This is a genomic window from Ornithinibacillus californiensis, assembly GCF_001038485.1.
GTDB classification, from domain to species: Bacteria; Bacillota; Bacilli; order Bacillales; family Amphibacillaceae; genus Ornithinibacillus; species Ornithinibacillus californiensis.
In genome coordinates this window covers 186,947-213,889 of sequence record NZ_LDUE01000021.1, presented here as the reverse complement: position 1 = coordinate 213,889, position 26,943 = coordinate 186,947, and the positions used below count along the sequence as shown (strand labels likewise).

23 protein-coding genes and 1 riboswitch are annotated in these 26,943 nt (G+C 38.8%); of the genes, 21 read left to right on the top strand and 2 right to left on the bottom strand.

The annotated features are described in order from the left end of the window. Positions 1-15 precede the first annotated feature (15 nt). The 16 genes from TE34_RS05985 (at position 16) to TE34_RS05915 (ending at position 17,183) form a co-directional block, all read left to right on the top strand. A complete protein-coding gene (locus TE34_RS05985; RefSeq protein WP_047983915.1) occupies positions 16-1,314 on the top strand; it encodes a four-carbon acid sugar kinase family protein in 1,299 nt (432 codons plus the stop codon). Next, positions 1,311-2,327: a 4-hydroxythreonine-4-phosphate dehydrogenase PdxA gene (gene pdxA, locus TE34_RS05980; protein WP_047983914.1), complete on the top strand. Its 1,017-nt coding sequence runs from the start codon at positions 1,311-1,313 to the stop codon at positions 2,325-2,327. Before TE34_RS05985 ends, pdxA begins: the two co-directional genes overlap by 4 nt. Positions 2,328-2,428: 101 nt before the next feature. Then, complete coding sequence (locus TE34_RS05975; RefSeq protein ID WP_047983913.1) at positions 2,429-3,829, top strand: GntP family permease; 1,401 nt, start codon at positions 2,429-2,431, stop codon at positions 3,827-3,829. Between the two features lie 266 nt (positions 3,830-4,095). Continuing rightward, positions 4,096-4,212, top strand: coding sequence for a putative holin-like toxin (locus tag TE34_RS21410; RefSeq protein WP_330218304.1), 117 nt, complete (start codon positions 4,096-4,098; stop codon positions 4,210-4,212). 329 nt (positions 4,213-4,541) lie between these two features. Beyond that, positions 4,542-4,630: riboswitch (cyclic di-GMP riboswitch) on the top strand. 139 nt (positions 4,631-4,769) lie between these two features. Next, the gene (locus TE34_RS05970; protein ID WP_047983912.1) at positions 4,770-5,114 is read left to right on the top strand and encodes a DUF192 domain-containing protein; all 345 of its coding nucleotides are present in this window, start codon (positions 4,770-4,772) and stop codon (positions 5,112-5,114) included. 15 nt (positions 5,115-5,129) lie between these two features. Continuing rightward, positions 5,130-5,330 carry a hypothetical protein gene (locus TE34_RS05965; RefSeq protein WP_047983911.1) on the top strand — a complete coding sequence of 67 codons (201 nt, stop codon included), beginning with the start codon at positions 5,130-5,132 and terminating at the stop codon, positions 5,328-5,330. A 90-nt stretch (positions 5,331-5,420) separates the two neighbouring features. Continuing rightward, positions 5,421-5,936 carry an A24 family peptidase gene (locus TE34_RS05960; RefSeq protein WP_047983910.1) on the top strand — a complete coding sequence of 172 codons (516 nt, stop codon included), beginning with the start codon at positions 5,421-5,423 and terminating at the stop codon, positions 5,934-5,936. Next, positions 5,933-6,316: a TadE/TadG family type IV pilus assembly protein gene (locus tag TE34_RS05955; RefSeq protein WP_053074980.1), complete on the top strand. Its 384-nt coding sequence runs from the start codon at positions 5,933-5,935 to the stop codon at positions 6,314-6,316. Before TE34_RS05960 ends, TE34_RS05955 begins: the two co-directional genes overlap by 4 nt. Before the next feature lie 9 nt (positions 6,317-6,325). Beyond that, positions 6,326-7,228 (top strand): pilus assembly protein TadG-related protein, encoded by a 903-nt coding sequence (locus tag TE34_RS05950; protein ID WP_047983908.1) that lies wholly within the window; start codon positions 6,326-6,328, stop codon positions 7,226-7,228. Positions 7,229-7,237: 9 nt separating this feature from the next. After that, a complete protein-coding gene (gene cpaB, locus TE34_RS05945; protein ID WP_047983907.1) occupies positions 7,238-7,918 on the top strand; it encodes a Flp pilus assembly protein CpaB in 681 nt (226 codons plus the stop codon). A gap of 16 nt (positions 7,919-7,934) precedes the next feature. After that, positions 7,935-8,741, top strand: a complete 807-nt coding sequence (locus TE34_RS05940; protein WP_047983906.1) for an AAA family ATPase — start codon at positions 7,935-7,937, stop codon at positions 8,739-8,741. 114 nt (positions 8,742-8,855) lie between these two features. Beyond that, complete coding sequence (locus TE34_RS05935; protein WP_407944353.1) at positions 8,856-10,166, top strand: CpaF family protein; 1,311 nt, start codon at positions 8,856-8,858, stop codon at positions 10,164-10,166. 5 nt (positions 10,167-10,171) lie between these two features. Then, positions 10,172-11,140 carry a type II secretion system F family protein gene (locus TE34_RS05930; RefSeq protein ID WP_047983904.1) on the top strand — a complete coding sequence of 323 codons (969 nt, stop codon included), beginning with the start codon at positions 10,172-10,174 and terminating at the stop codon, positions 11,138-11,140. A gap of 3 nt (positions 11,141-11,143) precedes the next feature. Continuing rightward, positions 11,144-12,058, top strand: a complete 915-nt coding sequence (locus tag TE34_RS05925) for a type II secretion system F family protein (protein WP_047983903.1) — start codon at positions 11,144-11,146, stop codon at positions 12,056-12,058. Between the two features lie 165 nt (positions 12,059-12,223). Beyond that, positions 12,224-13,426, top strand: a complete 1,203-nt coding sequence (locus TE34_RS05920; protein WP_047983902.1) for an MFS transporter — start codon at positions 12,224-12,226, stop codon at positions 13,424-13,426. A 586-nt stretch (positions 13,427-14,012) separates the two neighbouring features. Continuing rightward, entirely contained in the window at positions 14,013-17,183 is a 3,171-nt protein-coding gene (locus TE34_RS05915) for a DEAD/DEAH box helicase (protein WP_047983901.1), read from the top strand. Positions 17,184-17,471: 288 nt separating this feature from the next. Here the strand turns inward: TE34_RS05915 and TE34_RS05910 are convergent, their stop codons facing one another. Together TE34_RS05910 and TE34_RS05905 are read right to left on the bottom strand one after the other, a co-directional pair. Next, complete coding sequence (locus TE34_RS05910) at positions 17,472-18,764, bottom strand: hypothetical protein (RefSeq protein ID WP_047983900.1); 1,293 nt, start codon at positions 18,762-18,764, stop codon at positions 17,472-17,474. Between the two features lie 237 nt (positions 18,765-19,001). After that, a complete protein-coding gene (locus TE34_RS05905) occupies positions 19,002-20,621 on the bottom strand; it encodes a long-chain fatty acid--CoA ligase (RefSeq protein ID WP_047983899.1) in 1,620 nt (539 codons plus the stop codon). Positions 20,622-20,830: 209 nt separating this feature from the next. Here TE34_RS05905 and TE34_RS05900 point away from each other — a divergent pair, with 209 nt between their 5' ends. From TE34_RS05900 to TE34_RS05880, 5 genes are all read left to right on the top strand, one after another. Continuing rightward, the gene (locus TE34_RS05900) at positions 20,831-21,772 is read left to right on the top strand and encodes a TAXI family TRAP transporter solute-binding subunit (protein ID WP_047983898.1); all 942 of its coding nucleotides are present in this window, start codon (positions 20,831-20,833) and stop codon (positions 21,770-21,772) included. Positions 21,773-21,866: 94 nt separating this feature from the next. After that, a complete protein-coding gene (locus TE34_RS05895; protein WP_047983897.1) occupies positions 21,867-22,394 on the top strand; it encodes a DUF1850 domain-containing protein in 528 nt (175 codons plus the stop codon). Then, on the top strand, positions 22,387-24,393 hold the full coding sequence (locus TE34_RS05890; RefSeq protein WP_047983896.1) for a TRAP transporter permease: 2,007 nt from the start codon (positions 22,387-22,389) through the stop codon (positions 24,391-24,393). Before TE34_RS05895 ends, TE34_RS05890 begins: the two co-directional genes overlap by 8 nt. A gap of 435 nt (positions 24,394-24,828) precedes the next feature. Then, complete coding sequence (locus TE34_RS05885; RefSeq protein WP_084710635.1) at positions 24,829-26,178, top strand: MATE family efflux transporter; 1,350 nt, start codon at positions 24,829-24,831, stop codon at positions 26,176-26,178. Positions 26,179-26,311: 133 nt separating this feature from the next. Continuing rightward, the gene (locus TE34_RS05880; protein ID WP_047983894.1) at positions 26,312-26,908 is read left to right on the top strand and encodes a lysozyme family protein; all 597 of its coding nucleotides are present in this window, start codon (positions 26,312-26,314) and stop codon (positions 26,906-26,908) included. Positions 26,909-26,943: the final 35 nt, after the last annotated feature.

Here is a 26,943-nt window from a genome sequence, read left to right as displayed (position 1 = left end):
ACGAGGTGATACATCATGAAGGTTGGCGTAGTGGCAGACGATTTAACAGGAGCAAATGCAACAGGAGTACGACTGACCAAGCAAGGATTCACATCTGCTACGGTGGTATTTAATGATAATATTCCAGAAATGGATGAACTAAATGCGGTATGTATTGATACTGACTCTCGATATGCATCTGACCAAATCGTAACAAACAGAGTAAAAAATGCAACCGAGAAATTTCGTGCGTGGGGCGCTGATGTGATTTGTAAGCGGATTGATAGTACCGTTCGCGGGAAAATCGGCTTAGAAATCGATACAGTTCTTGATGGTGTAGGAGAAAATAGTGTTGCTGTTGTCGTGGCATCTTTTCCAGATTCGGGTAGGGTTTGCTCAGGAGGTTATCTACTGGTAAATGGAGTGCCCGTGCAAGAAACAGATGTGGCCAAAGATCCAGTAATACCTATCACACAATCCTATGTTCCTGCAATTTTGAGAGAACAAAGTAAACATAACGTCGCACATGTTGGGCTAGATGTTGTTCTAAAAGATGTAAATAGCATTAAGGCTACCCTAGAACAACATATTAGTAATGGCGTAAGGGTTATCATCGTGGATGCCGTTACAGATGAAGATATTGAAGAGATAGCCGAAGCGATGGCACTTATTCAAGATGTTCCACTTATTCCGACTGACCCTGGTCCTTTAACTGCTGCATATGCAAGGGCTTACTCGCATCAACAAGTGGAGCGAGGTAAGGTTATTGTTACGGTTGGAAGTGTGACTAGTCTATCCGGTCATCAGCTCCGTTACTTAATGGACAAAACTAATTCTAATCCAGTCTATGTTTCTGCAGAGAGGCTGGCAACGATGCAGGATAGCTGGGAAGAGGAAGTAGACCGTGCAGTGAAAGAGGCGTTAGAAAGAATTAAGGAAGATGACGTCCTTATTATTACGACGCACAAAGAAAATAGCAAACTTATCGACTTTAAAGCCATTGCAACAAAAGAAAATACGTCACAAGATGCACTTGCAAAGCGGATTACCGATGGACTAGGAAAAATAACGAGACTCGTTATGGAGCAAACCAATTATCCTATCCAAGGCTGTTTCACAAGTGGAGGCGATGTGACCGCATCACTATGTGCACTGTGTATGGCTTCTGGTATCAAGTTAGAAGATGAAGTATTGCCGTTGGCTGCTTATGGCACATTAATTGGTGGACACTTCCCAGGCCTACCGATTGTAACTAAAGGCGGTATGGTAGGGGATAAAAAATCAATCTTTGCAAGTGTAAAATATTTAAAAACAAAAAGGAGTGCAGCACAATGACACAAGTTAGAGAATTAATCGCTATTCCAATGGGAGACCCAGCAGGTATAGGTCCAGAAATTACAGCAAAGGCACTTTTTAATAAAGAAATTTATGACATGTGTAAACCACTTGTTGTTGGTGATGTAAACGTATTTACAAAAGCTATCGAAATCGTAGAAATAGACTTAAAAGTTAACGTAATTTCTTCACCAGAAGAAGGAAAATACGAATATGGCACAGTCGATTTAATCGACCTTAACAATATTAATATGGATGAGCTAGAATACGGTGTCGTACAAGCACAATGTGGGAAAGCTGCATTTGAATATATCGAAACATCTGTAAACCTAGCGAAAGAAGGAAAAGTAAAAGCATTAGCTACTACTCCAATTAACAAAGAATCACTAAAAGCAGCTGGCGTTCCATTTATCGGACATACAGAAATGCTAGAAACATTAACAAATACAAAAGATCCGCTAACGATGTTTGAAGTACGTAACATGCGTATTTTCTTCCTAACTCGTCACTTGTCATTAAAAGATGCCATCGCACAAATGACAAAAGAACGTGTTCGTGACTACCTAAATCGTGTGGATAAAGCAATGCAACGCCTAGGCCTTGAAAATCGCAAAATTGCAGTAGCTGGTTTAAACCCACATAGTGGGGAAGGTGGATTATTCGGAATGGAAGAAGTTGAAGAGATCCGTCCTGGTATTGAAGCTGCGATTGAAGACGGAATTGATGCTGTAGGACCAGTTCCAGCAGACTCTGTATTCCATCATGCGCTAAATGGTAAATTTGATGCTGTATTATCGCTTTACCATGACCAAGGGCATATCGCTGCTAAAATGACAGACTTCCACAGAACGATTTCGATTACAAATGGTCTTCCTTTCTTAAGAACTTCTGTTGACCATGGTACTGCATTTGATATCGCTGGTAAAAACATTGCTGCAAGTTTAAGCATGGAAGAATGTATCAAACTTGCTGCACAATATGCACCTAAGTTTACTTTAGATACAATGGAATAATTTTTGTGAGCATATGTTAACACACTTCTGAGGGTGCCAGTCATCCTCAGTTAAACCTTAGGCTTAAATGAAAGCCATTACAAACAATAGGGGGATACATCATGGAAGTATCAGGAACTCAAATGATTATTGGTTTAGTATTAGGTATTGCATTATTAATTTTCTTCGTATTAAAAACGAAGATTCATGCTTTTATTGCATTATTAATCGCTGCTTCTGTCACTGGTATTGTTGGTGGAATGAATCCAACAGATGTTGTGAGTGCTATTACAGGTGGATTTGGTAGCACGTTAGCCTCTATCGGTATTATCATCGGTTTAGGTGTTATGATGGGGCGGATTTTGGAAGTATCGGGTGCAGCTGAGAAGCTCGCATATACGTTAGTGAAAAAGCTTGGTAAGAAAAAAGAAGAATGGGCAATGGCAGTAGCCGGTTATATTGTTGCGATTCCTATCTTCGTAGATTCAGCATTCGTTATTTTACAACCTCTAGTTAAAGCATTATCACGTAAAACAGGTAAGTCTGTAGTAGCTTTAGGAGTAGCTCTAGCAGTAGGTTTAGCAGCGACTCACCACTCTGTACCTCCAACACCAGGACCACTAGGTGTTGCTGGTATCTTTGGGGCAGACGTTGGACTGATGATTATTGCAGGTCTTATCTTCTCTGTTCCAATTATTATTGTCGGTGTTCTCTATGCAAAATGGATTGGTAATAAGATTCACCAAGTACCAGAAGAAGACGGAGAAGGTTTTGTACGTTTAGATGGAGCACAAGTATACAAAGAATTTTTAGATACGGTTGATGAAAGAGAGAAGGATCTTCCTTCATTCGCAAAAGCGATTATGCCGATTTTGTTACCGATTATTCTAATTTTCTTAAACACAACTCTTGGTGCATTGAATGGTGCTGGAATTTTAGCAATTAATGATACCGTGTTATCATATGTTCAATTCTTCGGTAACCCAGTTATCGCTGTAGCACTAGGATTAATTGTTGCAATCTACACATTAGCTAACAACCTTCGTCAGTCAGAAGCGTTAGATCGTATGGAAGAAGGAATTAAAACAGCTGGTATCATTCTACTAGTTACAGGTGCTGGTGGTGCGTTAGGTAACGTATTACGAGTAAGTGGAACAGGTGACTTTATTGCGGAACAAATTGCAACGTGGTCTATGCCAGCTATCTTAGTACCATTCTTCATTGCAACATTTGTACGTTTAGTACAAGGAAGCGGAACAGTAGCCATGATTACAGCTGCATCTATTTCTGCGCCAATCGTTGCAACGTTAGATGTTAACTTAGTATTAGCAGCACAAGCAGCCGCATTAGGTGCGATGATCTTCTCATACTTCAATGACTCATTATTCTGGGTAGTTAACAGAATGCTTGGTATTAAAAATGTAAAAGAACAAATCTTAGTTTGGTCAGTGCCAACAACAATTGCATGGGCTGTTTCATTAGTGATGCTAGTACTAGCAGACTTTATTGTAGGAATGTTTTAATAAAAACTCTCCCTGAGTATTAGGCTCGGGGAGAGTTTTTTTGTGGTCTAGAATGATAAATGCTAAAGATGAACGGGAAATCACTAAACATTTGTTAGGAAACGCTAAAGAAAGAGTAAAATTCGCTAAAGTTTTATTAATCTTCGCTAAAGATTATGTTAACCAGCATAAAACAAGTTTAAAATAAGAACGTGTGTTCGCATTTTGGGAAAAGCTATGCTATAATCGAGCACAAGATAAGGTTCCTAGGCTAATGTAGATGAAAAATGAATATGGAGGGGATGCTTCTGCGGATATATGAAGTCATGATGGTGCTTGGAAACTTTGGTACGTTACTGTTAACTCTAATTGCCTTAGTTCTCACCATGATTAACAGAAATTAAATAGACCCGCCAACAAAGGAGGGTCTCACGATAGTTAGGCTAATTCCATATAGGAACCTTACCTGATGAGTCCAGTTGCATCTGGGCTCTATTTTTTACTTAAAGTAAGTATATCATATTCGTATATTTATTAATAAATTAGTCGGTCATATGCAAAATAAATCCCAAAATAATAAAAATGGTTCTTTTATAATGGTATTTATTACCTATTTTTCCAATAGGGTAGGTTAGATTATTCAGAAAATAGTAATTTTGTCGGATATTATCTTTTTTTGTTGTGCTCTAAGATGGTATCAAGAGATCAGTCGGACAATAAAATAAAAACTGAATCTCGATAAAGGCAAAGCTCGGCGAAAGCCAGTGACGCAAAGCTATAGGGGCTACATGTTGAACGACATGTTGCTAGCCAGTTACCGAAAGATCAGGGAAGATATAACTTATATAGGGTGTTAGTTTCTGTAATCATATTTTAGGTGATGACCCTTATTTTGGTATATCTAAAAACCCCGCTTTCGGTAGAGGCGGGGTTAATTTTTTGTCGAATGGAGGTGTTATAGGTGCAGTTGATCAATCTAAGTGACGATAAGATAATAGCTTCTCATATTAAAACAGCCTATTCGTTTGGGAAGCGATTAAAAGGACTAATGTTTACCAAAAGCTTGGATTGGGATGCTGGTCTACACATTAAACCCTGTCTGTCCGTACACACGTTTTTCATGAAATACGCAATTGATGTTCTTTATCTCAATAAAGAAAATGAGGTTGTAGCATTTGATGAAGCATTGCCACCAGGAAAAGTTGGTAAGCGATACGCGGGCGTTGCTTCCGTTCTTGAATTAAAAGAAGGAACGATAAGCAAAAGCCAAATAGAGATCGGTCATAAAATTATCTTAAAAAATTAAAAGGAGAGATATCACATGGTAGAAAAATTAAAAGCGTTATTCACAGAAGAAGAAGGACAAGGTATGACAGAGTATGGATTAGTTTTAGGGGTGTTAGCTGTAGGAGTTGTAGCAGTGTTAATTACTTTCCGTGGGGAGATTATTGACACATTTGAACAGATAGTTGCTTCTTTACAAGATGCTAAAACTACTACAACTACTACTACTACTCCATAATCAAAGACGATTAAATAATTCCACAAAAATAGCTTTACGCAAATGTAAGGCTATTTTTGTACACAAGCATATAGAAAGGGGAGCATTGAATTGCTAGATATTTTATTACTTGTCGTACTGCTAATATGTGTTATTACCGATCTTAAATCACGTAAAATATACAATAAAATCATCTTCCCTTCTTTGCTCCTAGCCTTTCTACTAAACGGAATTCAAAATGGGTGGGATGGATTACTTCATAGTGTTGTTGGACTACTAGTTGGATTTTCTATTCTTTTGATTCCGTATCTGATGGGCGGCATGGGTGCAGGTGATGTGAAGTTACTAGCAGTTGTTGGCGCAATGAAGGGGTCGTATTTTGTATTTATATCCGCATTGTATATGGCTTTAATTGGCGGTCTAATTGGATTAGCAATTATACTTTTCCGAAAAGGTATTTTAAGTCGTATAAAGTTTATGATTCTCTCCCTATGTGGCATCAGATACGGAATGAAACCTAAAGTTGGTATTGAAAAAAGCACCCTCCAAAAAACCTATCCATATGGAGTAGCCATTGCTGGTGGAGTAGTTATGGCCATTCTATTAAATGGAGTGGTTCCAATATGATAAAGGATGAAAAAGGACAATCATTAGTAGAAATGGCTTTGATTGTCCCCATTCTATTACTCTTGATTGTCGGTATTTTTGATATTGGTAGAATAACCTTTTCCTATGCGTCCTTGCATTTTACGGCTCAGGAAACAGTAAGATTAGGTGGGCTAGGACATCCTGATTTGGAAATGATTGATTTTGCGAAACAAAATTTTAAAGCGGGTGATTCCGAAATCCTTACAGTTGGGGTAACACCAGATCCAACCTTAAGGAAATCAGGGGAATATATTACGGTCACCTTAAACTATCCAATAGAAATCATGACACCGTTCCTAACCATTCTTTACCCAGATCCAATATCATTAACAGTGGAGTCCACTATTCGAATAGAGTGAGGGAAATTAATGAGGAAGATAAAAGAACTGTTTCGTCGCGAAAATGGAAATGTCTTACTCTTAGCCTCTGTTGCATTAATGGGGCTTCTTGCAATTGCTGGGTTGGTCATTGATGGAAGTAAATTATATATGACAAAAGCAGAACTACAAAAGATTGCAAATGCAGCAGCATTATCCGGCGCGCAAGAGTTAACGGTGGAAAATGAGTCTGTTGTTAGAATGATTGTGGACGAGGTCATTGCTAAGCACGATACGGAAGCAACGCTAGAGAATGTGGAAATTGTAATGAATGACTATGTGAAAGTAAGTCTAAAAGACCAAGTCTCTCTAACTTTTTCGACCATTCTCGGAATAGATTACGTGGATATTACAGCGGATGCAAAGGCAAGCCTTGGAGTAATGGGCAGAGCCTTCGGAGCAGCGCCGTTAGGTATTAGTGATAGCCTGGAATTGATATACGGGGAAAAATACTACCTGAAAGTTGGGTCGGGCGATTCGGAATACGGCAACTTCGGAATTCTAGCATTAGAGGGCCCTGGTGCAAGTACATACGAGGATACATTTCGAAATGGTTATTCCGAGGAATTAAAAGTAGGCGATATTATTAACACGGAATCTGGGAATGTAGTTGGGAAAACTAGTTTGGTTGTCCAAGAAAAGATTAATAGTTGTAGTGATCCAACGGAACGAGACTGTGAACGTATTATCCTTGTTCCAGTTTATCGACCATATGAAAATGATTCCAATAAAATCAAACAAGTTCAGATTACTGGATTTGCATACTTCTATATTGAAGATCCAATGGACGAAAGAGGTACAGTTCCTGGCGTGTTTATAAGGAGAACTGGTACAGGATTTACAGAAACAGGAGCAGTAGACAGAGGTGCATATAGTATCAGACTAACAGAGTAGGTGAAAAAGATGCGTGCTAAGTTTATTTTTTTATTAGCAATCATTATGGGAATTACGACAACGTTTCTATTTATTCGCTATATGGATCATTCGCAAGTAGTAGAAACTAGTCAACCTATAGAAACGGTACAAGTAGTCAGGGCACTATCCGCCATACCTGAACAAACAGTCATTACGGATGAAATGTTAGAGCTGGTGGAAGTACCAGATGATAATATTCATGTACAATCTATTCATAACAAGGAAGACGCTATTGGGAAGTTTACCGTAGATCAAATAGAACAAGGAGAAATTATCTTAACGCATCGTATTCAATCACAACAAGATGAAGCGACATATGTATCACGTAAGATAAGAGAAGGCTTTCGTGCAGTTTCAGTTGGTGTGAATATCGTTCAATCCGTGACTAATTTGATAGAACCAGGTGAATATGTGGATGTCATTTACTCTTATAAGGAAAAGGATGAGGATGGCAACGAAGAAAACATCTCGGAACTGCTATTAACGAATGTTCGTGTGCTTGCTGTTGGGAGAAGGATGATTTCTCCTGATGATGAACCATATATCGAGTATGCACAAGTGACACTGGAAGTCATGCCTCAGGATACTATTCAAGTAGTAAATGCTTATGTAGACGGAAGTCTCCATCTAACTTTAAATCCAACTGTCTATACAGATGAGGAAGAGTAGTAAAGGAGAATGAATAATGACACAAGAACCGGAACACAAAGGTAAGGTCGTCACGGTCTGCAGTGCCAAAGGCGGTATTGGCCGTACACTAGTATCTGCAAACCTAGCAATTGCTTTAAACAAAAAGAATATCAATATAAGTTTACTAGATGCAGACTTTCAGTTTGGCGATATTAGTACGGTATTGGACCTGAAACCTACTTTTACGGTAAAAGACGTGGTTGAAGAAATATCTAGTATTGATTCCAACTCGATTCATAATTATTTAACGAAACACGCTTCCGGTATAAAGGTTTTACCTGCACCTGATAAACCTGAGTATGCTGATCTCATTTCTAGTGAAGCCATCAAACATATAGTGGATATGATGGCAGTGACTTCAGACTACCTCGTTATTGATAACAGTGTTGGAATTCAGGAAGAATCTCTTGAATTACTGGAAAGGTCTGACGTGATTTTATTAGTTACAACTCCAGAGATGGCGGCTTTACGAAATACGAAGTTGATGTTGGAGACACTTGAAAAAATAGGATTAGTGGATAAAACCAAACTATTAGTGAATCGCTATGATATGGATAGTCTTATCAAAGTGGAAGATATCCCGGGGATATTAGATCAAGATGAGGCTCATTTTATTCCAAATAATTTCAAACTAGCCTCTCAATCTCTCAATATTGGTATTCCATTTACTATCAGTCAATCAAAATCAAATCTTTCTAAATCGTTTTATAAACTAGCAGAAACGTTAATTGACAATCAAACGATGTCTGTAAAGAAACGAAAAGGTTCCATCGTTTCTAAGCTTTTCGTATCGAATAAATAGGGGGGATATTGGGTGAGTCTTTTAAATCGTATACAAGAGAAAAACGGAAAAGTGGCAGAGACAGAAACTCATCAAGTGAAAATAGAAGTGAAACAAGACAACACCCCCTCATCCATCGATAGAAACAAATTGAGCACAAGTAAGACGGATGTAAAGGCACCAAAGGAAACGGATAAACATAAACAACTGAAAAGCTTATTGCATAAGCAAATTTTGCAAGAAATAAAAGATATAAATAAAGTAGATGAGATACTTCCTAAAATTGATGAAATGGCAATGGAGATTATTAAAGATGATGAATCGTTTCGTGGCGTAGTTGACCGAAAGAAGGTAGTGGAAGAAATCATTAATGATTTAACTGGTTTTGGTCCCATCAATCCGTTGTTATTAGATAGTGACGTGTCGGAAGTAATGGTTAATGGCCCTAACCGCGTGTATTGTGAGCGAAAAGGAAAGCTAATACGGACAGATATTACCTTTCGTGATAATGAGCATGTCATGAGTATTATTGATAAAATTGTTTCCCCTCTCGGAAGACGAATTGATGAAAGCAGTCCAATGGTGGATGCTCGCTTACCGGATGGTTCCCGTGTAAATGCCATTATTCCGCCGCTAGCTTTAAATGGCCCATCAATCACCATACGAAAATTTTCCGAAGATCCTTTTACGATCGAGGATCTCATCAATTTTGGAACAATCACTACTGAAATGGCCATATTTTTAGAAGCATGTGTAAAAGCTAGACTAAATATTTTTGTTAGTGGTGGGACTGGATCTGGGAAAACTACTAGTTTAAATGTTTTATCCAATTTTATTCCAGACGACGAGCGGATTGTAACGATTGAAGATGCAGCAGAATTACAACTGGGTCAAGACCATGTCGTATCACTCGAATCTAGACCTCCTAATATAGAAGGAAATGGTGCCATAACGATTCGTGATTTAGTTCGTAATTCACTGCGGATGCGCCCGGACCGTGTTGTCATTGGAGAGGTTCGTGGTGCGGAGGCATTGGATATGTTACAAGCGATGAATACAGGGCATGATGGTTCACTTGCAACCGGGCACTCCAATAGTCCGCGTGACATGATCTCGAGACTGGAAACGATGGTGTTAATGGCGGGAGTGGATCTCCCTGTTAAAGCCATTCGAGAACAAATTTCCGGTGCGATTGATATCATTATTCAACAATCTCGCTTAAAGGATGGTTCTAGAAAAATAACGAGCATTACCGAGGTGCAAGGCCTCGAAGGAGATGTGATTGTTTTACAGGATATCTTTTCCTTCAAGCAACAAGGCCTGGATGAAAATGGCAAAGTCATCGGTAAGCTGGTACCAACAGGAGTCAGACCAAAATTCTATGAACGATTGGAAACGTCAGGGATTTCCATTCCGCCAAACGTATTCTTTGAACAAGAGGAGTGACAAGGATGAAGATTCTTATCATGATACTCTTTTTTCTTACAATTTCATTACTATACATGGCACTACTTAATCTTTTTATTTCCTCAAAGAAGCGGATTATCTTGGAAAGGATGGAACGTTACTTTCCGGACGAACAAGATGGGATCCCCTCTAAATTTGAAAAAAAGAAGCGAGTCGTTCAATTCGGTAGGCTAAGGGAAAAGGTGAAAAAGTTTTCTTTAACAAAAGAAAAGAATAATAAACTAGAATTAAAACTATATCGTGCTGGCGTACCGTTGAAACCGGAAGAATATATGATGTTCAGTTGGATAGCAGGTTTACTTGGGGCCGGAGTGTTATTTTTAATTGTGAATCATGTTGCGGCACTACCCGTTGGTCTAATAGTTGGTTTATTGCTTCCAAGAATGGTGATTGAAAAGAAACAGCGTAATCGTCTAAAAGAATTTAATGATCAGCTTCCAGATATGATTATATCGGTCATTGCGGCATTGAAAGCGGGCTTTAGTTTTCCGCAAGCACTGAAATCGGTTATGGAAGAAGCAAAATCTCCCATGAAGGAAGAATTAGCGAAGATTCTAAAAGAAATGCAATATGGGTCTACGACGGAGGATGCTCTTCACCGATTGTATGAAAGAATGCCAAGTGAAGATCTGGATTTAATGATACAAGCAGTTCTAATTCAAAGGCAGGTTGGTGGAAACTTGGCAACCGTATTACAAAAAATTGTAGAGACCATAAAAGACCGAGTTAAGATTCAAGGGCAAATTAGCACATTAACCGCACAAGGGCGTTTGTCAGGAATGATCATTGGTTTATTACCAGCAATATTGGGACTAGCTCTTAGTTTTATAGAACCGGAGTATATTGGCCAATTATTTAGTAATCCGATTGGTGTTACGTTTCTTGTAATTGCAGTGATTTCAAGTGCAGTTGGTTTTGTTCTTATTCGGAAGATAACAACGATTGAGGTGTGACCCATGGCTTATCTGATGTATGGTAGTACCATTCTATTATGTTTAATTGGGTTGATGATGGTCAGAGTCGAAAAGAAAAAGGCTCTGAAAAATAGGATTAGTTCTGTTCTAATAGGGATGCCAGTAAGAGAAGAAATCACTAGTGAAGATATGAAAAAAATGTCTTTCTCTAACAGAGTTGTTCAGCCTATATTGGTACAGCTCAAACTTCGTCTGAAGCGGAGAATAACTAGTGAAAAGAAGGAAAAAATTGATATGAAATTACTTCAAGCAGGCAGTCCAATGGGGATGACTGCAGTTGAATTTCGTATGGCTCAAATGGTAGTTCTAATTGTTATTCCCCTACTTTTTATAGGTTACAGTATGTTACTGGGCTTTTCTTTCGGTGTCACACTGATAGCGGCTTTAATGGGGATTGGTTTTGCCATATATTTGCCATCCTATTATTTAAAGGTTAAGACAAGGTCTAGAGGAAGAAATGCTGTTAAAGAACTACCTGACTTTCTGGATCTTCTAACGGTTAGTATTGAAGCGGGTTTAGGTTTTGATTCTGCACTAAGTAAAATTGTATCTAAAAAGAGTGGGGTATTGTCAAAAGAATTTCAACGATGCTTAGAAGAAATGCGTTTAGGAAGAACGAGAAGGGAAGCGCTATCCGGAATTCGTGATCGAATTGTGGCAGAGGATATCAAGACGCTAATTGCAAGCATTATTCAAGCAGAGCAATTAGGAATTGGTATGGCGCAAATCCTGAATGTTCAATCTGCAGAAGTACGATCACGAAGAAAACAGCGAGCGGAGGAGCAAGCAATGAAAGCTCCGATTAAAATGCTATTTCCACTAGTCATGTTTATTTTCCCTTGTATATTTATTATTGTCCTAGGCCCAGCAGTAATTGGATTTTTGGATGCATTTTAAACCGGATTCTCTTCAATTACCGAGGAGAATCCGGAATTTTTTTGTGGAAAATATTATTTTCAACTTATCATTAACTGTTCCGCTAACTTATTGCTTGTATCCCATTCCATTTCCACTTAGACTCATGTATAATAAATTTCGAGTATCGAAAGAAAGGAGATCACCATGGAAGCACAAGCAGTACAACAACAAGAAGTGAAACAAGAAAAAATTTGGACGCGAGACTTTATTTTAATATGTCTGGCTAATTTTTTTATCTTTTTTGGATTCCAAATGACGCTACCAACGTTGCCCCTTTTTGTAAAAGAATTGGGAGGAAGTGACCAGTTAATAGGAGTTATTGTTGGTATATTTACTTTTTCCGCACTTGTACTTAGACCATATGCTGGCCATGCATTAGAGACAAAAGGTCGCCAGTTCGTTTACATGATTGGATTAGCCGTTTTTGTCATATCTATCGGCTCGATTGCATTTATAGCTAGTATTGGATTTCTTATTGTGATGCGAATTGTTCAAGGAGTAGGGTGGGGATTGTCCACCACTGCTACTGGTACGATCGCAACGGATATTATTCCTGCAAGTCGTCGTGGTGAAGGGTTAGGTTACTTCGGGTTATCCGGTAATATTGCACTTGCATTTGGACCAGGTCTTGGCCTTGCCCTAGTTGGGAAAATCTCCTTTACGACTTTGTTTTTGATTTGTGCTGCATGTGGTTTGGTCGCTCTTCTTCTTTCGTCAAAGGTTCGTTATAAACAAGTGGAGAAAACTCCTGACAAAGCAGTAACCCCAAGATTTGATGTATTTGAAAAAACAGCTATTCAGCCTTCTCTACTCGTGTTATTTATTACGTTTACATTTGGTGGAATTGCTACATTCTTACCGTTACATGCCATTGAACAAAATGTAGGAGGAATTGAAGCATACTTTCTTGTATATGCAGCATTTCTATTTATATCTCGGACTTTTGCTGGGAAGATCTATGATAGAAAGGGGCATTTGTACGTATATCTACCAGGAACATTTATGATATTGATAGCTATGATTCTATTAGCCTGGTTACCTAGTACATTCATATTGTTATTTGCTGCTGGTCTCTATGGGTTTGGTTTCGGTACGGTTCAACCTGCCTTACAGGCTTGGGCTGTTGAAAAGGCTGCCAATAATCGAAAAGGGATGGCAAACGCAACCTTCTTTTCATGTTTTGACTTAGGCATTGGCCTCGGTGCCCTAACCTTTGGGCAAATAGCCTTCCTATTCAATTATAGTACGATATATGCAACAGGAGCAGGCGCCATCTTTATTTCAATGGTCATTTATTTGATGTTAGTTATGAGAGCGAGGAAAATTCAAATAAAAGATCAGTCTTAAGAGGCTGTGATAGGTAAGACGAAGGTTATTAATATAGATAGTACACTACACTAGCCCCGGAAATATACGGAGACTCCTTGAAAAAGAAGAGCACTTTTTCTGCGTGCGATGTATCGCTGCCGAAGTATTCCTTGGGACTGCGGTTACTCGCCCCACCGAAAACATTTGTCCTGCGGGAGGAAAGGCATCGGTGAGACCCCGAGAATGCACCTGCGTCTACAAGTATAGCTACGAAGCAGGCTTCCTCGGTGCAAGGCAGCAAGGAAGTATACTCAAGTAGTAGCCTGGCTCACCAGCCGCCCGCGGCAAGGGAAAACACTGCGAGGTACTTTCGAGCAGATGTTGCCCCTGTGCTGGAAGTAAAAGCGCAGTATATTTCCGGGGCGGGTTATATGCACTAATTGTATTTTCCAAATTTACCTTAGTTTGAATACTTATACCCAACCTTTTTCACATTAAAAGGTATAATCTAGCCTAGCTTTTCCCATCCTTATAAATATTGGAATTGATTGTTTGAATTTATAGCAATCTCCGATACAATAAATATAGATAAAAGTGTTGTTTAAAAAAGGCAGGTTAATAGATTTTGAAAAAACTAAGTGATATTAATATACAAAGACTATTTCCATCCTTAATTTATAAACGTGGATTAGAATATTATAACCGTGGCCAAGTAACCGAGTTAACGTATGACATGAATTACAATGTTTGGAACGCAACCGTACATGGAACCGAAGATTATTTCGTGGAAATTAACATGAAAGACCTAGAAAAAGGAACGGTTGATACGTATTGTGATTGCCTAGCATTTGAATCATACGGTTCATGTAAACATATTGTGGCAACTCTAATTGGGATTGTGAATCAGGAAGCACCTGAAACAGTGATGACTTCGAATTATGATTATGAAATTACCAATCGCTTTATCCGAGCACTTAGCAACATTGGAGACTCTTTAGAAGTGACGGATATATTACCGGAGAAGCAACCACTTCATGTCGAATACATTCTGAAATGGTCCTATGATAAAAATCTATTAATTGAATTAAAAGCTGGAACCACTCGTGATTATGTTGTAAAAGATGTTCACGCGTTTTTACGTGATGTGTTGGAGGGGAATGAACACTTTTTTACAAAGATGTTCGCTTATGCACCAAGTCAGCACCATTTGCTCCCAGAAGATATGGAAATCTTTGAAGTGCTAGGTTCTATTCAAAAGAACGAAAAGATTTATGATGGCTACCACGTATACCATTACCGAGGAAACGTGAGTGATAAACGGTCACTTATCATTCCACCACTTATTGCGGAGCAGTTATTAGAGAAGCTTATCCAACGTGACTTTAAAGTGGAAACGAATAATAAAACCTTTACCAGTCCTGCAATTGAAAAAGGGCGTCTACCGTATCATTTTGCTATCAATAAAAATGAACGAAAAGACCTACTGTTAACGATGCATGAAGTAGAAGACAGTGTGTATTTTAAAAACTATGAGATTTTATTTTATAATGGTATTTTTTATGTTCCTTTAAAAGAACAAATTCCAATCCTAGAACTTGTTAGTCAGTTTGGTAAGGTTGAGCAGCAACTGCCCATCTCCAAAAAACAGGCCGATGCGTTTCTTTCGGAAGTATTGCCATCGTTGAAAAAGGTTGGCGAAGTAGAGATTTCCGAGCAAGTATCATCAGAAATTATCCAGATGCCACTACGAGCGAAACTGTATTTAGAGGCAAATGGGGAATGGATAACAGGGAAATTAGAATACTTGTATGGGGAGCATACCATTGATCCATTCAGTGGTCGTGATGACCATGAAGTAATCATCATTCGCGATGTTGATAAAGAAAAACAAATCATGCAACTTATCGAGTATGCTAACTTTCATTATAATGGTAGGGAACTATTTATCGATGCAGATGAAGAGGAACTGTATGAATTTCTATACAAAGTACTTCCGGTCCTAGATGAATATGTGGAATTATTCCTATCCTCTGAGGTTCGCAACTTTATTATGGATAGTGAACCCGTTCCTAGAACAACGGTTAAAATGGAAGGCTCCTCTAATCTATTAGAAATTGGTTTCGACTTGGATGGGTTAGATGATAGTGAAATCAATAAGATTCTAGATGCGGTAATTGAAAAGAAACGATATTATCGCCTGCAAAGTGGGGAAATGCTTTCGCTTGAGGGTGATGAATTTGTTTCGATTCAAAACTTCTTTAGTAATATGGATATTGGAAAGAAGGATGTACAGGACGGGAAAATTCAAATGCCTGTATATCGCGGGACACAAATCGATGATCTAATTGATACTAGGAAAAACTATGATCCTGCTTTTAGACAGTTACTCCATCAACTAAAGGAACCAGAAGAACAGCATTATGAGTTACCTAGCATGCTGGATGCTACACTGCGGTCTTATCAAAATACAGGATATCAATGGTTCAAGTCCTTAAGTCATTATCATCTAGGAGGTATTCTTGCAGATGATATGGGGCTAGGAAAAACATTACAAAGTATCGCATATTTAGCGTCGGAAATAGGAGAGCATCCACACCTTATCGTTGTTCCATCATCAGTGGTATACAATTGGAAAAATGAGTTTGAGAAATTCACGCCAGCGATGAAGGTCGCTATTATGACGGGAAATCCTCAAGAACGCCACGAAAAAATTAATACCGGCCAGGATGCCAATGTTTGGATTACTTCCTATGCAACCTTAAGGCAGGATATTGACTTATATCGGGAATTACAATTCCAAACGATGATACTTGATGAAGCACAATATATTAAAAACTATGCAACGAAGACATCCAAGGCAATAAGAGAAATCAAAGCAAGTAGACGTTTCGCATTAAGTGGAACTCCTATTGAAAATTCAATTGATGAGCTTTGGGCGATTTTCCAGGTTGTCTTACCAGGATTAATGCCAAACCAGAAAACATTCAAACAACTGTCTCATGACAGAATAGCTTCTATTACGAAGCCGTTTATCTTGCGTCGTTTGAAGAAAGACGTGCTAAAAGAACTACCTGATAAAATTGAAACAGTTAGTGTGTCAGAACTTACAAGTCATCAAAAAGAGCTGTATGTTGGTTATTTAAGGCAGCTTCAACAGGAGACTGCACAATCCATCCAGGAAGGTGGTTTCCAACAAAACCGGATGAAAATTCTAGCGGGTCTTACTCGCCTGAGACAAATATGCTGCCATCCATCCTTGTTTATTGAAAACTACGAGGGGGCATCTGGGAAGTTGGATTTACTAATGGAAACCATTCATAACGCTATCGCAAATGGTAAACGAATGTTGATCTTTTCTCAGTTCACCAGTATGCATGAAATAATCATCGAGAAATTACAGGCTGTTGGAATTGATTATTTCTACTTAAGTGGTCAAACACCATCTAGCGAACGAGTGGTCATGAGTGATCGTTTTAATAATGGAGAAAAAGATATATTTCTCATTTCACTAAAAGCCGGCGGTACCGGATTGAACCTTACTGGGGCAGATACCGTTATACTTTATGATTTATGGTGGAATCCAGCAGTGGAAGATCAAGCAACCGGCCGTGCCCACCGATTTGGACAAAAGAACGTCGTCCAAGTCATCCGCCTTATAACAGAAGGCACCATCGAAGAAAAAATATACGATCTACAACAAAAGAAAAGAGAACTAATCGACAAAGTCATCCAACCAGGAGAAACCATGCTCTCCAGCCTAAGCGAAGACGATGTACGAGAATTATTAAGCATATAAAAAAGGTGCCAATGAGTGACCTAATGTTAGTTTAAACCCTGACATTGGTTACCTAATTGGCACCTTTTTAAGTATTGTTAATTCTATTATGATATATTGGTTTAGCGAGAAAGGTAAAATAAGTATTTCCTCGGAGCAGCCAGTATGCACGGAGACTCCTGCGGGAGGAAAGGCATAGGTAAGACCCCGCAGTGCGTAAGCACGAGGAGGCTTACCAGCCGCCCGCGGAAAGCGAAGTGTATACTGGCTGCGGACTTGGCTGAAAGGTTAATTTTATGAGAAACTGTCTTACATATTAATTTGAAAAAGCTTCCGAGGCCTTCCTTTCACATAAGGCTTTTCCTCACCAACAACCTTAATCACATCACCATTTAACAACTTATTAACCGTCCGCTCCGCACTTCGCTTCGTCACACGATAATAATTCGCAATATCACTAGACGAAAACGGTTCATTATTTCGAAGCTGAACAAAATCAATAAAATTGTACGATAACTCATTATTAAGTTTCGCCTTATGAATTAGCGCCTGATATAGTCTCGATGTATCGAAGACCTTTTTTACTCCTAGAGGACCGATCGTTTCTTGACGGTCATTTACGATATAGCAACTGCTATTAGCATTATGTGTACAAGCCTCTAATGCTAACCTTGCATGATCCTCTGCTTGCTTTGCTGTTAAGCCTAACCCAAAGCCAATTTCAATCGATGTATCTAGCATATTCTCTATCTCTTTGATGAGTGGAAAATCTCTGTAGTGATTAGTTATATGATCTAAGACACCTCTAGTACCAAAAATGACATATTGATTTTCATTATTAGTTAGTACAGATGCATATGTCTTATGCCCAAACTTAAGTAAGACTTGGTAAAGCTTGATTTGTAGTTCTTTAAGGTGTAAGTCGCCTTTGTCTTCCCGTATTTTTTCAATATCTTTTATCCGAACATAACCTGCAACTATCTGTGCGCTTTTACTCATGTTTAAGATGGCTATGGACTTACATTGCTCGATGGCTTTGTCTACATTTCTTTTTGGAATCACCATCTGGTAAGTTGGGACTCCTTTTTTGTTTAGAATCTTTTCTACTTCATGTAAGGAGGTAAGTACATAGTCAATCTTTCCACTATTCCAGAGTTCCTCATGATGGTCAGCAATCTTTTCTAAGTTAATTTTCACATCATGTTTGTAACTATATGTATAAATACTATCACCAGTTAGGTTTAATTCTGTTAGCACTTCTGTCACATGATTTTCGTCAAGAACATCAATAGAGAATCGACGCAGCTGCTGCTCGTGGTGATTTTTTACATGATAGAAGGAAGTCAGTATCATATATTCATCTAAAGCAACTTGGACGGTCGGCAACCGTTTCTTTTTAATTTTACTTTGTGTATACAGATATGGAAGACTTTCTAAAAACAAATAAACATCACACATAAAAGCCCGCTCAACTAGTTCGACTGCTTCGCTTGCTTTGTGATAGATAAAAGGAATTGCTTCAATCTCATCTTGGTTCAATTGGTAATGTTGGAAACGGTCAACTAACTCCGGTCTTCCAAATACAGCAACCTTTATTTTCACTCTTCTTCCCTCCTATAAAATAAAATGAAGGTTTAACACACTTAATTCATTTGAAAATTCAGTAAATTTATGGTAATAAATAAAATGACTATTTAGCGAACTAATTAGCGACAGTTTCGTTAATTTATCTTAGTCTATGTAATTTTCATAATATTGTCAAGTTGGTAAAAAATTTCTTCTTTTATGAAAAGCCTTTCATAGGAGTCATGGAATAATGACTCCTATGTCGTGGCTACATTACCCCTGTGGGCTATATCTTGCTTTTACTTGTTCTCGTAGTTCTCTCTTCAGGAATTTCCCTACTGAGGACTTTGGTATTTCCTCAAAGAACAGAACATCGTCTGGTAACCACCATTTAGGGAACTGTGGTTTTAAGAATTCGATAATATCGTCTTTTTTCACCGCATTTTCTTGCCCTTCATGTAAAACAACACATGCAACTGGTCGTTCTTGCCATTTCTCGTCAGCTATCGCAACAACACTAGCCTCAAAGACGGCATTGTGTGCCATGATAGCGTTTTCAATTTCAACCGAGGAAATCCATTCGCCACCACTCTTGATTAAATCCTTTGTTCGGTCAACAATTTTAATCGTTCCTTCTTCATCGACCGTTACAACGTCTCCTGTATGGAACCAACCATCTTTAAATGCATCATCACTTCTTGCATCTTTATAATACTCGTCAGCAATCCAAGGGCCTTTTAATAGGAGCTCTCCCATTTCTTTTCCATTCCATTCTACTTCACCGCTATCGCCGACTACTTTCATTTGTAGACCTGGAACTAGAATTCCCTGTCTGGAACGCTCTTGAAACTTCTCTTCTAGCGTTAAATCTTGCTGGTAGCTCTTGAGACGAGAAATAGTTACAAGTGGTGTAGTTTCCGTTGCGCCGTAAGCATGGTAAAAAGGTATATTATGTTTCTCTTCAAATGCTTTAATAAGGCCAAGTGGAGCAGCAGATCCCCCGCATAAAACAGCCCTTAAGCTGGAAGTATCATAGTTTCCTTGTTCTAATTCTCTTAAGAGTCCTAACCAAATCGTTGGAACGCCTGCCGTAATGGTAACCTTAAAACGCTCGATAAATTCAGCTAGACGCTTTGGTGTAAATCGTGGGCCAGGCATTACTTGCGTGGAACCAAACCATGTACATGCAAATGGTGTACCCCATGCATTCACGTGAAACTGCGGTACAACAGGCATAGAAACATCCGATTCGGAGAGCCCAGCCGTGTCGGCGAGTCCCAAAGCAAAGCTGTGTAAAACGATTGCGCGGTGAGAATAAACAACACCCTTTGGTTTACCCGTAGTTGCAGAAGTATAACACATACCTGCAGGTTGGTTTTCATCAATATCATTAGCAAATTCATAGGTTGGATCACCAGTTGAAAGTAGTTCTTCGTAGGAGTAGAGTGGTTGAATAGTAGAATCAGGGAGTTCAGCTTTATCGGTCATGACAACAAAAGCTTCTACAGTCTTTAGATGCGTGTGTATATGTTCGATGAGAGGTAAAATATCTTCGTCAATAAATAAAATCTTATCTTTTGCATGATTAATGATATAAATGATATCTTCCGGGGAAAGGCGAATATTAATTGTATGTAATACTGACCCCATGCCAGGTGCCGCAAAATAGATTTCCAAATGTCGATGGTGATTCCAGGCCAATGTACCTATGCGGTCTCCTTTTCTAATACCTAATTCATTCATAATACTCATTAATCTTCTTGTGCGCTGGCCAATTTCTCCGTAATTTAGCCGGTGGAGTACATCGTGCGTTTGTGAAATAACTTCTTTCTTGGGGAAAAACTTTTCCGCGTGTTCCAATAATGAACCAACTGATAGCGGAACTTGCATCATACTTATCATCTCCCTATATTAGTTTAGATACTTGTTTTTATAATATCATATTATTTTGATAATTTGTAATAAAATTAAAACTTAGTAGCGAATCCAGAGAAAACGAGGGTTCACCTATAGTATAACGCTTTCAATTGAAACAATAGTTTGACAACATCAGGCCTTATTCAGTAGAATAAAACTTAGGAAATTATTAAGGGGGTATTTAAATGAAAAAGAAGTATATTCTTTCATTTGCAGTTTTATTAGTACTTTCACTAGCTCTTGCAGCTTGTGGTGGAAGTAAACAATTAACGATGTTAACAGGTGGTACTGGTGGTACATATTACCCACTGGGTGGGGAAATTTCAGGAATTATTTCGGATCAAACAGATTTAGAAGTAACGCCATCATCATCTAATGCTTCTGCAGATAATATCGCAGCTTTAGCAGAAGGTGAAGCTGACCTTGCATTTACGCAAACAGACGTTATGTCTAATGCAGCTGAAGGTGTTAATGGTTTTGAAGGTAAGCAAGTGGATAATGTTTTAGCGATTGGATCTCTATATCCGGAAACAATCCAAATTGTAACATCTGCTGATTCTGGCATAGCTTCTGTTGAAGATTTAGCTGGAAAAGCTGTATCTGTCGGAGCACCTGGTTCAGGTACGTATGTTAATGCGGAGCAAATCTTAGCAGCTCATGGTCTATCCATGGATGATATTGATGCTCAAAACCTAGACTTCGATGAGTCTACTGGTGGAATCCAAGATGGTAACATCGATGCAGCATTCATTACTGCTGGTACACCAACTGGTAGTGTAGAAGGTTTAGCAGCAACAAATGATATTACAATCGTGCCAATCGCACAAGATGTGATCGATTCATTAGTAGCAGAGTTTCCATACTATGCTGCAGACACAATTCCTGCAGGAACTTATGGACTTGAAAGTGAAGTTACTACTGTAGCGGTATTAGCGATGCTAGTTGTAACGGATAGCTTGTCTGAAGATGAAGTATATGAAATAACAAAGGCTATCTATGAAAATACAGATAAAATCACACACAAAAAAGGGGAATTAGTCACAAAGGAATCCGCACTTGATGGAATTGGAATTGACCTACACCCAGGTGCAGAGAAATACTTCAAAGAAGAAGGATTACTAGACTAATTAACGAACAAATAATATAATAAATGGAGAATGGCCGGCTGTTGCCTTGTTAAGGCTTGATAGCCGGTCTATCCATTTTTAGGTTGTGTATCCATTGCAAATACTGTACAAAAAACGTTTTATTATCAGTCTGCTTCTACTGATTATCCTATCATTACTATTTTTTGTTCCTTTCCGAACTGCCTTAGTTTTTTATAAAGAAAACACAAATCAAATTGAAGCCTTCCTGCCAGTAGAGGAGGGTGACTCATTCCAAATAATATTTACACATTCCATTCACCTCACAGATGTAGTTGAAATCTACGAGGTCCTACCAGAACACACAATTAGACAAAATGAAATTATCTACGAACAATACGGGATTGGTATGCCTTCTAACGATGAAGGTGGAACTTTAGTATATGAGGACGATAAAATTCATATAAAAGATATGAATAGAGTTTTTCCATATATTAACCTCCGAAACGGAAAGACGGTTCCGAGACACCGGTTAGTTTGGGGTGACCAGGCCGAACATTTAGTTTGGTTTAAAGAATATTTTGAGCCAGGCGCTAGATTTACCATTAAGGTAGATCGACTTTCATTATGGCAATTTTTGAAAGGAGTGAACATTCATGAGTGAAAAGAATGAACACGTAAAAGAAGAATTAACACCTGAAGAGCAAGAGGCATTATTGCAGAAGTACGACGCAGAATCAAACACGCGTAAATTATCTGGTGGAGCTGCAAAACTTGTCTTTATACTTTTAGTAGCATTTTCATTATTCCAGCTATACACGGGATATTTTGGAGCATATACTGCCTATATACAACGCACCATCCACTTGGGATTTGCTTTAGTCCTTATTTTTCTACTGTTCCCTGCTAAGAAGAAGGGGAATAAACGCCAGGTTTCGTGGATTGACTACACGTTAGCGGGATTATCGCTAATCGTCTGTCTATACTGGCCAGTATTCTATGAATCTTTGGTTCAACAAATTGGCTCGATTTCAACTGTTGAAATGATTATCGGGGGAATTGCTATATTACTAACCCTGGAAGCAACTAGACGCGCAGTTGGATTACCAATAACGATTATTGCTGGTGCAGCACTGCTTTATGCTCTATTAGGAGCATATATGCCAGGTATGCTAGCGCATAGAGGATTGAGTCTAAATCAACTAGTTAATACGATGTTCTTCACAACGGAGGGTATCCTTGGTACTCCGTTAAAAGTATCATCTACGTATATATTCTTATTCTTATTATTTGGTGCGTTCCTAGTAAAAACAGGAGTGGGTACGTACTTTAATGATTTAGCTATTTCCCTTGCAGGTAGAAGAACTGGTGGACCTGCGAAGGTAGCTATCTTCTCTAGTGCGCTAAATGGAACAATCTCTGGTAGTTCGGTTGCGAATACAGTAACAACTGGTTCGTACACAATTCCGCTAATGAAACGGTTAGGTTATCGGAAAGAATTTGCAGGGGCGGTTGAAGCAGCTTCCTCTACTGGTGGACAAATCATGCCACCAATTATGGGTGCTGCAGCCTTCTTAATGATCGAATTTGCAGGTGTTCCGTATTGGGATATTGCTAAGGCTGCATTAATTCCTGCTATCTTATATTTCGCTGGTATTTGGATTATGACACACTTAGAGGCGAAGAAAACAGGCTTAACTGGACTTCCTGAAAGTGAAATTCCACCTAAGATGGAAGTGTTAAAGAAGATTCACTTATTACTACCAATATTAGTGATCATCGTTCTGTTATTTATGGGATATAGTATTGAAAGAACGGCGCTTATTGGGATTCTTTCCGCAATAATTGTTAGCTTACCTTTGAAAGAGACGCGTATTACTCCTAGGAAATTTGTCGATGCACTAACTTCCGGTGCGCGTACAGCATTAGGAGTAGCAGCAGCAACTGCTAGTGCGGGTATTATTGTTGGGGTAGTTACAAAAACCGGTTTAGGATTGAAATTAGGTAATGGTATCGTTGATATTGCGGGGGCAATTGCTCCGAACGTAAACGTACAATTACTACTAACATTATTCTTTACAATGATTGCATCTATCATTCTAGGAATGGGTTCTCCTACAACGGCGAACTATATTATTACTTCTACAATTGCACTACCGGCTATTCTGGCACTAAATGATCAACTAGAATTTGCAATACCGGTTCTTGCTGCACATATGTTTGTATTCTACTTTGGAATTGTGGCTGATATTACGCCACCTGTTGCATTAGCCGCCTTTGCGGCATCGGGTATATCGGGAGGAGAACCGATACGAACTGGATTTAATGCCTCGAAACTAGCTATTGCGGCATTTATTATTCCGTACATGTTTGTATTAAACCCAGAAATGCTCATGATTGGCACTACGTGGTGGGGAATTGTTTGGATACTTATTACGGCCTTCACCGGAATGATAGCCATCGGAGCTGGATTAATAGGATTCTGGTATAAACACCTAAATAAAGTAGAGCGAGCTATATCAGTAATTACAGGTCTGCTACTCATGTATCCGGAAGGTAATAGTGATATCATCGGATTAGTATTATTTGTTCTAATGCTAGTTTACCAATTCATCTTCAAAGGCGACCGCGGTGCACATAAACAAGTACAGACAGAAGGTTAATAATGCAAGTAATACTTTATAGATTAACTTAATGGATGTAACTGTAAATTTCGTTTAAGCTCGGAGCAGCCAGTATACACGAAGACTCCTGCGGGAGGATAGGCATAGGTGAGACCCCGGTGATGCACCTGCGTCTGCCAGTATCGCTACGAAGCAGGTTTCCTCGGTGCAAGGCTGCAAAGAAGCAAATTCAAGTAGTAGCCTGGCTCACCAGCCGCCCGCGGCAAGGTAGACACTGCGAGGTCTTTTCGAGCAGATGTCGCCCCTGTGCTGGAAGTAAAAGCGAAGTGTATACTGGCTGCGGACTACGATAAAAATGTACTTTGATAAAAGCTTGAATTAATTTGGGGGATATCTCAAGGATGAGATATCTTCCTTTTTTATTCAAGGATGTTAAAATGAAACTGGGAATATGAAATGAAGGGTTGTTTTTAAGTGAAGAAACAACATGACTTTACACAAGGGAATATATGGAGACAGCTAATGGTTTTTTCTGGCCCAATCATGCTGGCGAATCTACTGCAAACCTCCTATCAATTAGTAGATAGTTTGTGGGTAGGTAATTTACTTGGAGCAGATGCTTTAGGTGCCATTGCAATTTCTGGTACAATCATTTTTACCGTATTATCATTTATTATTGGTTTAAATAATGCGGCATTAACCATTCTCTCCCAACAAAAAGGGAAAAAGAATACTGAAGGCTTGAAGCGATATTTAAATGCCTTTATCGTATTGCTTTCCATCATGGCTGTGTCTTTAGGGGCAATTGGGTTTATCTTTGCAGAAGCTTTATTAAATCTATTAGGAACTCCAGTGGAGATATTAGATTTAGCTACTTCCTACTTACAGATTAATTTTCTAGGAATGTTATTTCTATTTGGTTATAACTTTATTAGTACCGTTTTACGAGCACTAGGGGATAGTAAAACGCCATTACGTTTTGTTTCCGTTGCTGTCCTGCTTAATGTGGTAATGGATCCTCTTTTTATAGCTGTGTTTGATTTTGGAATACAAGGGGCTGCATTTGCAACCATCATTTCCCAAGGTGTTGCATTTCTATATGGAATCTACCATGTATTAAGGAAGAAGCTCGCACCATTTACGATTCCGAAATTACCAAGGTGGCAGGAAATCAAGCTGATATTACATCTAGGAATTCCGTCTGGATTACAAATGTCTGTCATCTCGGCAGGTTCCGCTGCAATTATGAGTGTAGTAACATCATTTGGCCCAGCAACGGTAGGTGGATTTGGTGCTGCCCAACGACTAGATAGTATTGTTATGCTACCAGCACATGCTTTAGGTACAGCGGTCGGAAGTATGGCTGGGCAGAATATCGGTGTCCAAAATTGGGAACGAGTAAATAAGATTGCCAGGTTAGGTGTTATTTATAATTTTGCTGTTATGGTAGCCATTGGACTATTGGTGGTGCTTTTTGCCGAACATGCGGTACGATTGTTTATACAAGAAGAAGAGGCGGTTCGTTTCGGAACGAGATACTTACAAATCATTGCCTTGTGCTATCCGTTTCTGGGGATAAACTTTATTCTAAATGGGGTTGTTCGAGCAGCTGGTGCGATGTATCAAGTGCTAGTTCTAAATATTATCTCATTTTGGGTATTAAGGTATCCACTAACCTACATATTCTCTAAGTTTATGGGAGACACGGGAATTGCAGTAGGTATGGGTGTTAGCTTCATGATTAGTAGTGTTTTTGCATACCTTTACTTTCGATTTGGTAAATGGCGAGAGAAAGTGTTGTTTAAACAGAAAAAGCAAGAATAGTTATACACAAATTGTGGATAGTGTGAGGATAAACGCAATATTTTGTATTGGCAATCGACAAAATATACGAAATATTGATATCTAGGTTATTGATTTTGTGGATAACTTATTTTTGACTGTGGGTTGATGGAGAATGAAAAAACAAACAAAAAAAGCGTTGAAACAGACATTTTATCTTGCTATAGGTCTAGTTGGGATATTTCTAGTGTTTTCACTTTTAGTTGAGGAGCAAGAGCTTACGGTGAGTAAAGATGTTCTTCAATATAAACCACTAGTTGAAAAGTATGCAGAAGAATACGGAATTGCAGGACACGTGGATGTCCTACTTGCAATGATGATGCAAGAATCTGGCGGTAGAGGGACTGACCCTATGCAATCATCAGAAAGTTTTTGTGGACAAGTGGGATGTATCGATGATCCGAATCTTTCCATAAAACAAGGTGTCTATTATTTCTCGGAGACATTAAAAGAAGCAGGCTACGATGTAGAGCTTGCGATTCAATCGTATAATTTTGGGAAAGGTTTCATTGATTATGTTCATGAGACTACGGGCCAATATACGCAAGAAGCGGCTATTGCTTTTTCGCAAAAGATGTATGAAAATGCAACAGATAAGTCAATCTATAGCTGTTTAAGAGAGGAAGCAAAACAGTATAATGCTTGTTACGGAGATATCTATTATGTGCAAGCTGTCATGGGCTATTTAGAGGAAATAAAGGCTTCTCAATAATTGGATATGAGTGGTAAAAAACGTTATGATTTAGT

Bases quoted from the DNA above. Each gene is read 5' to 3' on its own strand.
- TE34_RS05925 (WP_047983903.1), top strand. From the start codon at position 11,144: ATGGCTTATCTGATGTATGGTAGTACCATTCTATTATGTTTAATTGGG.
- TE34_RS05890 (WP_047983896.1), top strand. From the start codon at position 22,387: ATGAGTGAAAAGAATGAACACGTAAAAGAAGAATTAACACCTGAAGAG.
- TE34_RS05930 (WP_047983904.1), top strand. From the start codon at position 10,172: ATGAAGATTCTTATCATGATACTCTTTTTTCTTACAATTTCATTACTA.
- cpaB (WP_047983907.1), top strand. From the start codon at position 7,238: ATGCGTGCTAAGTTTATTTTTTTATTAGCAATCATTATGGGAATTACG.
- TE34_RS05880 (WP_047983894.1), top strand. From the start codon at position 26,312: ATGAAAAAACAAACAAAAAAAGCGTTGAAACAGACATTTTATCTTGCT.
- TE34_RS05920 (WP_047983902.1), top strand. From the start codon at position 12,224: ATGGAAGCACAAGCAGTACAACAACAAGAAGTGAAACAAGAAAAAATT.
- TE34_RS05940 (WP_047983906.1), top strand. From the start codon at position 7,935: ATGACACAAGAACCGGAACACAAAGGTAAGGTCGTCACGGTCTGCAGT.
- TE34_RS05955 (WP_053074980.1), top strand. From the start codon at position 5,933: ATGATAAAGGATGAAAAAGGACAATCATTAGTAGAAATGGCTTTGATT.
- TE34_RS05985 (WP_047983915.1), top strand. From the start codon at position 16: ATGAAGGTTGGCGTAGTGGCAGACGATTTAACAGGAGCAAATGCAACA.
- TE34_RS05900 (WP_047983898.1), top strand. From the start codon at position 20,831: ATGAAAAAGAAGTATATTCTTTCATTTGCAGTTTTATTAGTACTTTCA.
- TE34_RS05975 (WP_047983913.1), top strand. From the start codon at position 2,429: ATGGAAGTATCAGGAACTCAAATGATTATTGGTTTAGTATTAGGTATT.
- TE34_RS21410 (WP_330218304.1), top strand. From the start codon at position 4,096: ATGAATATGGAGGGGATGCTTCTGCGGATATATGAAGTCATGATGGTG.
- TE34_RS05950 (WP_047983908.1), top strand. From the start codon at position 6,326: ATGAGGAAGATAAAAGAACTGTTTCGTCGCGAAAATGGAAATGTCTTA.
- TE34_RS05965 (WP_047983911.1), top strand. From the start codon at position 5,130: ATGGTAGAAAAATTAAAAGCGTTATTCACAGAAGAAGAAGGACAAGGT.
- TE34_RS05905 (WP_047983899.1), bottom strand. From the start codon at position 20,621: ATGATGCAAGTTCCGCTATCAGTTGGTTCATTATTGGAACACGCGGAA.
- pdxA (WP_047983914.1), top strand. From the start codon at position 1,311: ATGACACAAGTTAGAGAATTAATCGCTATTCCAATGGGAGACCCAGCA.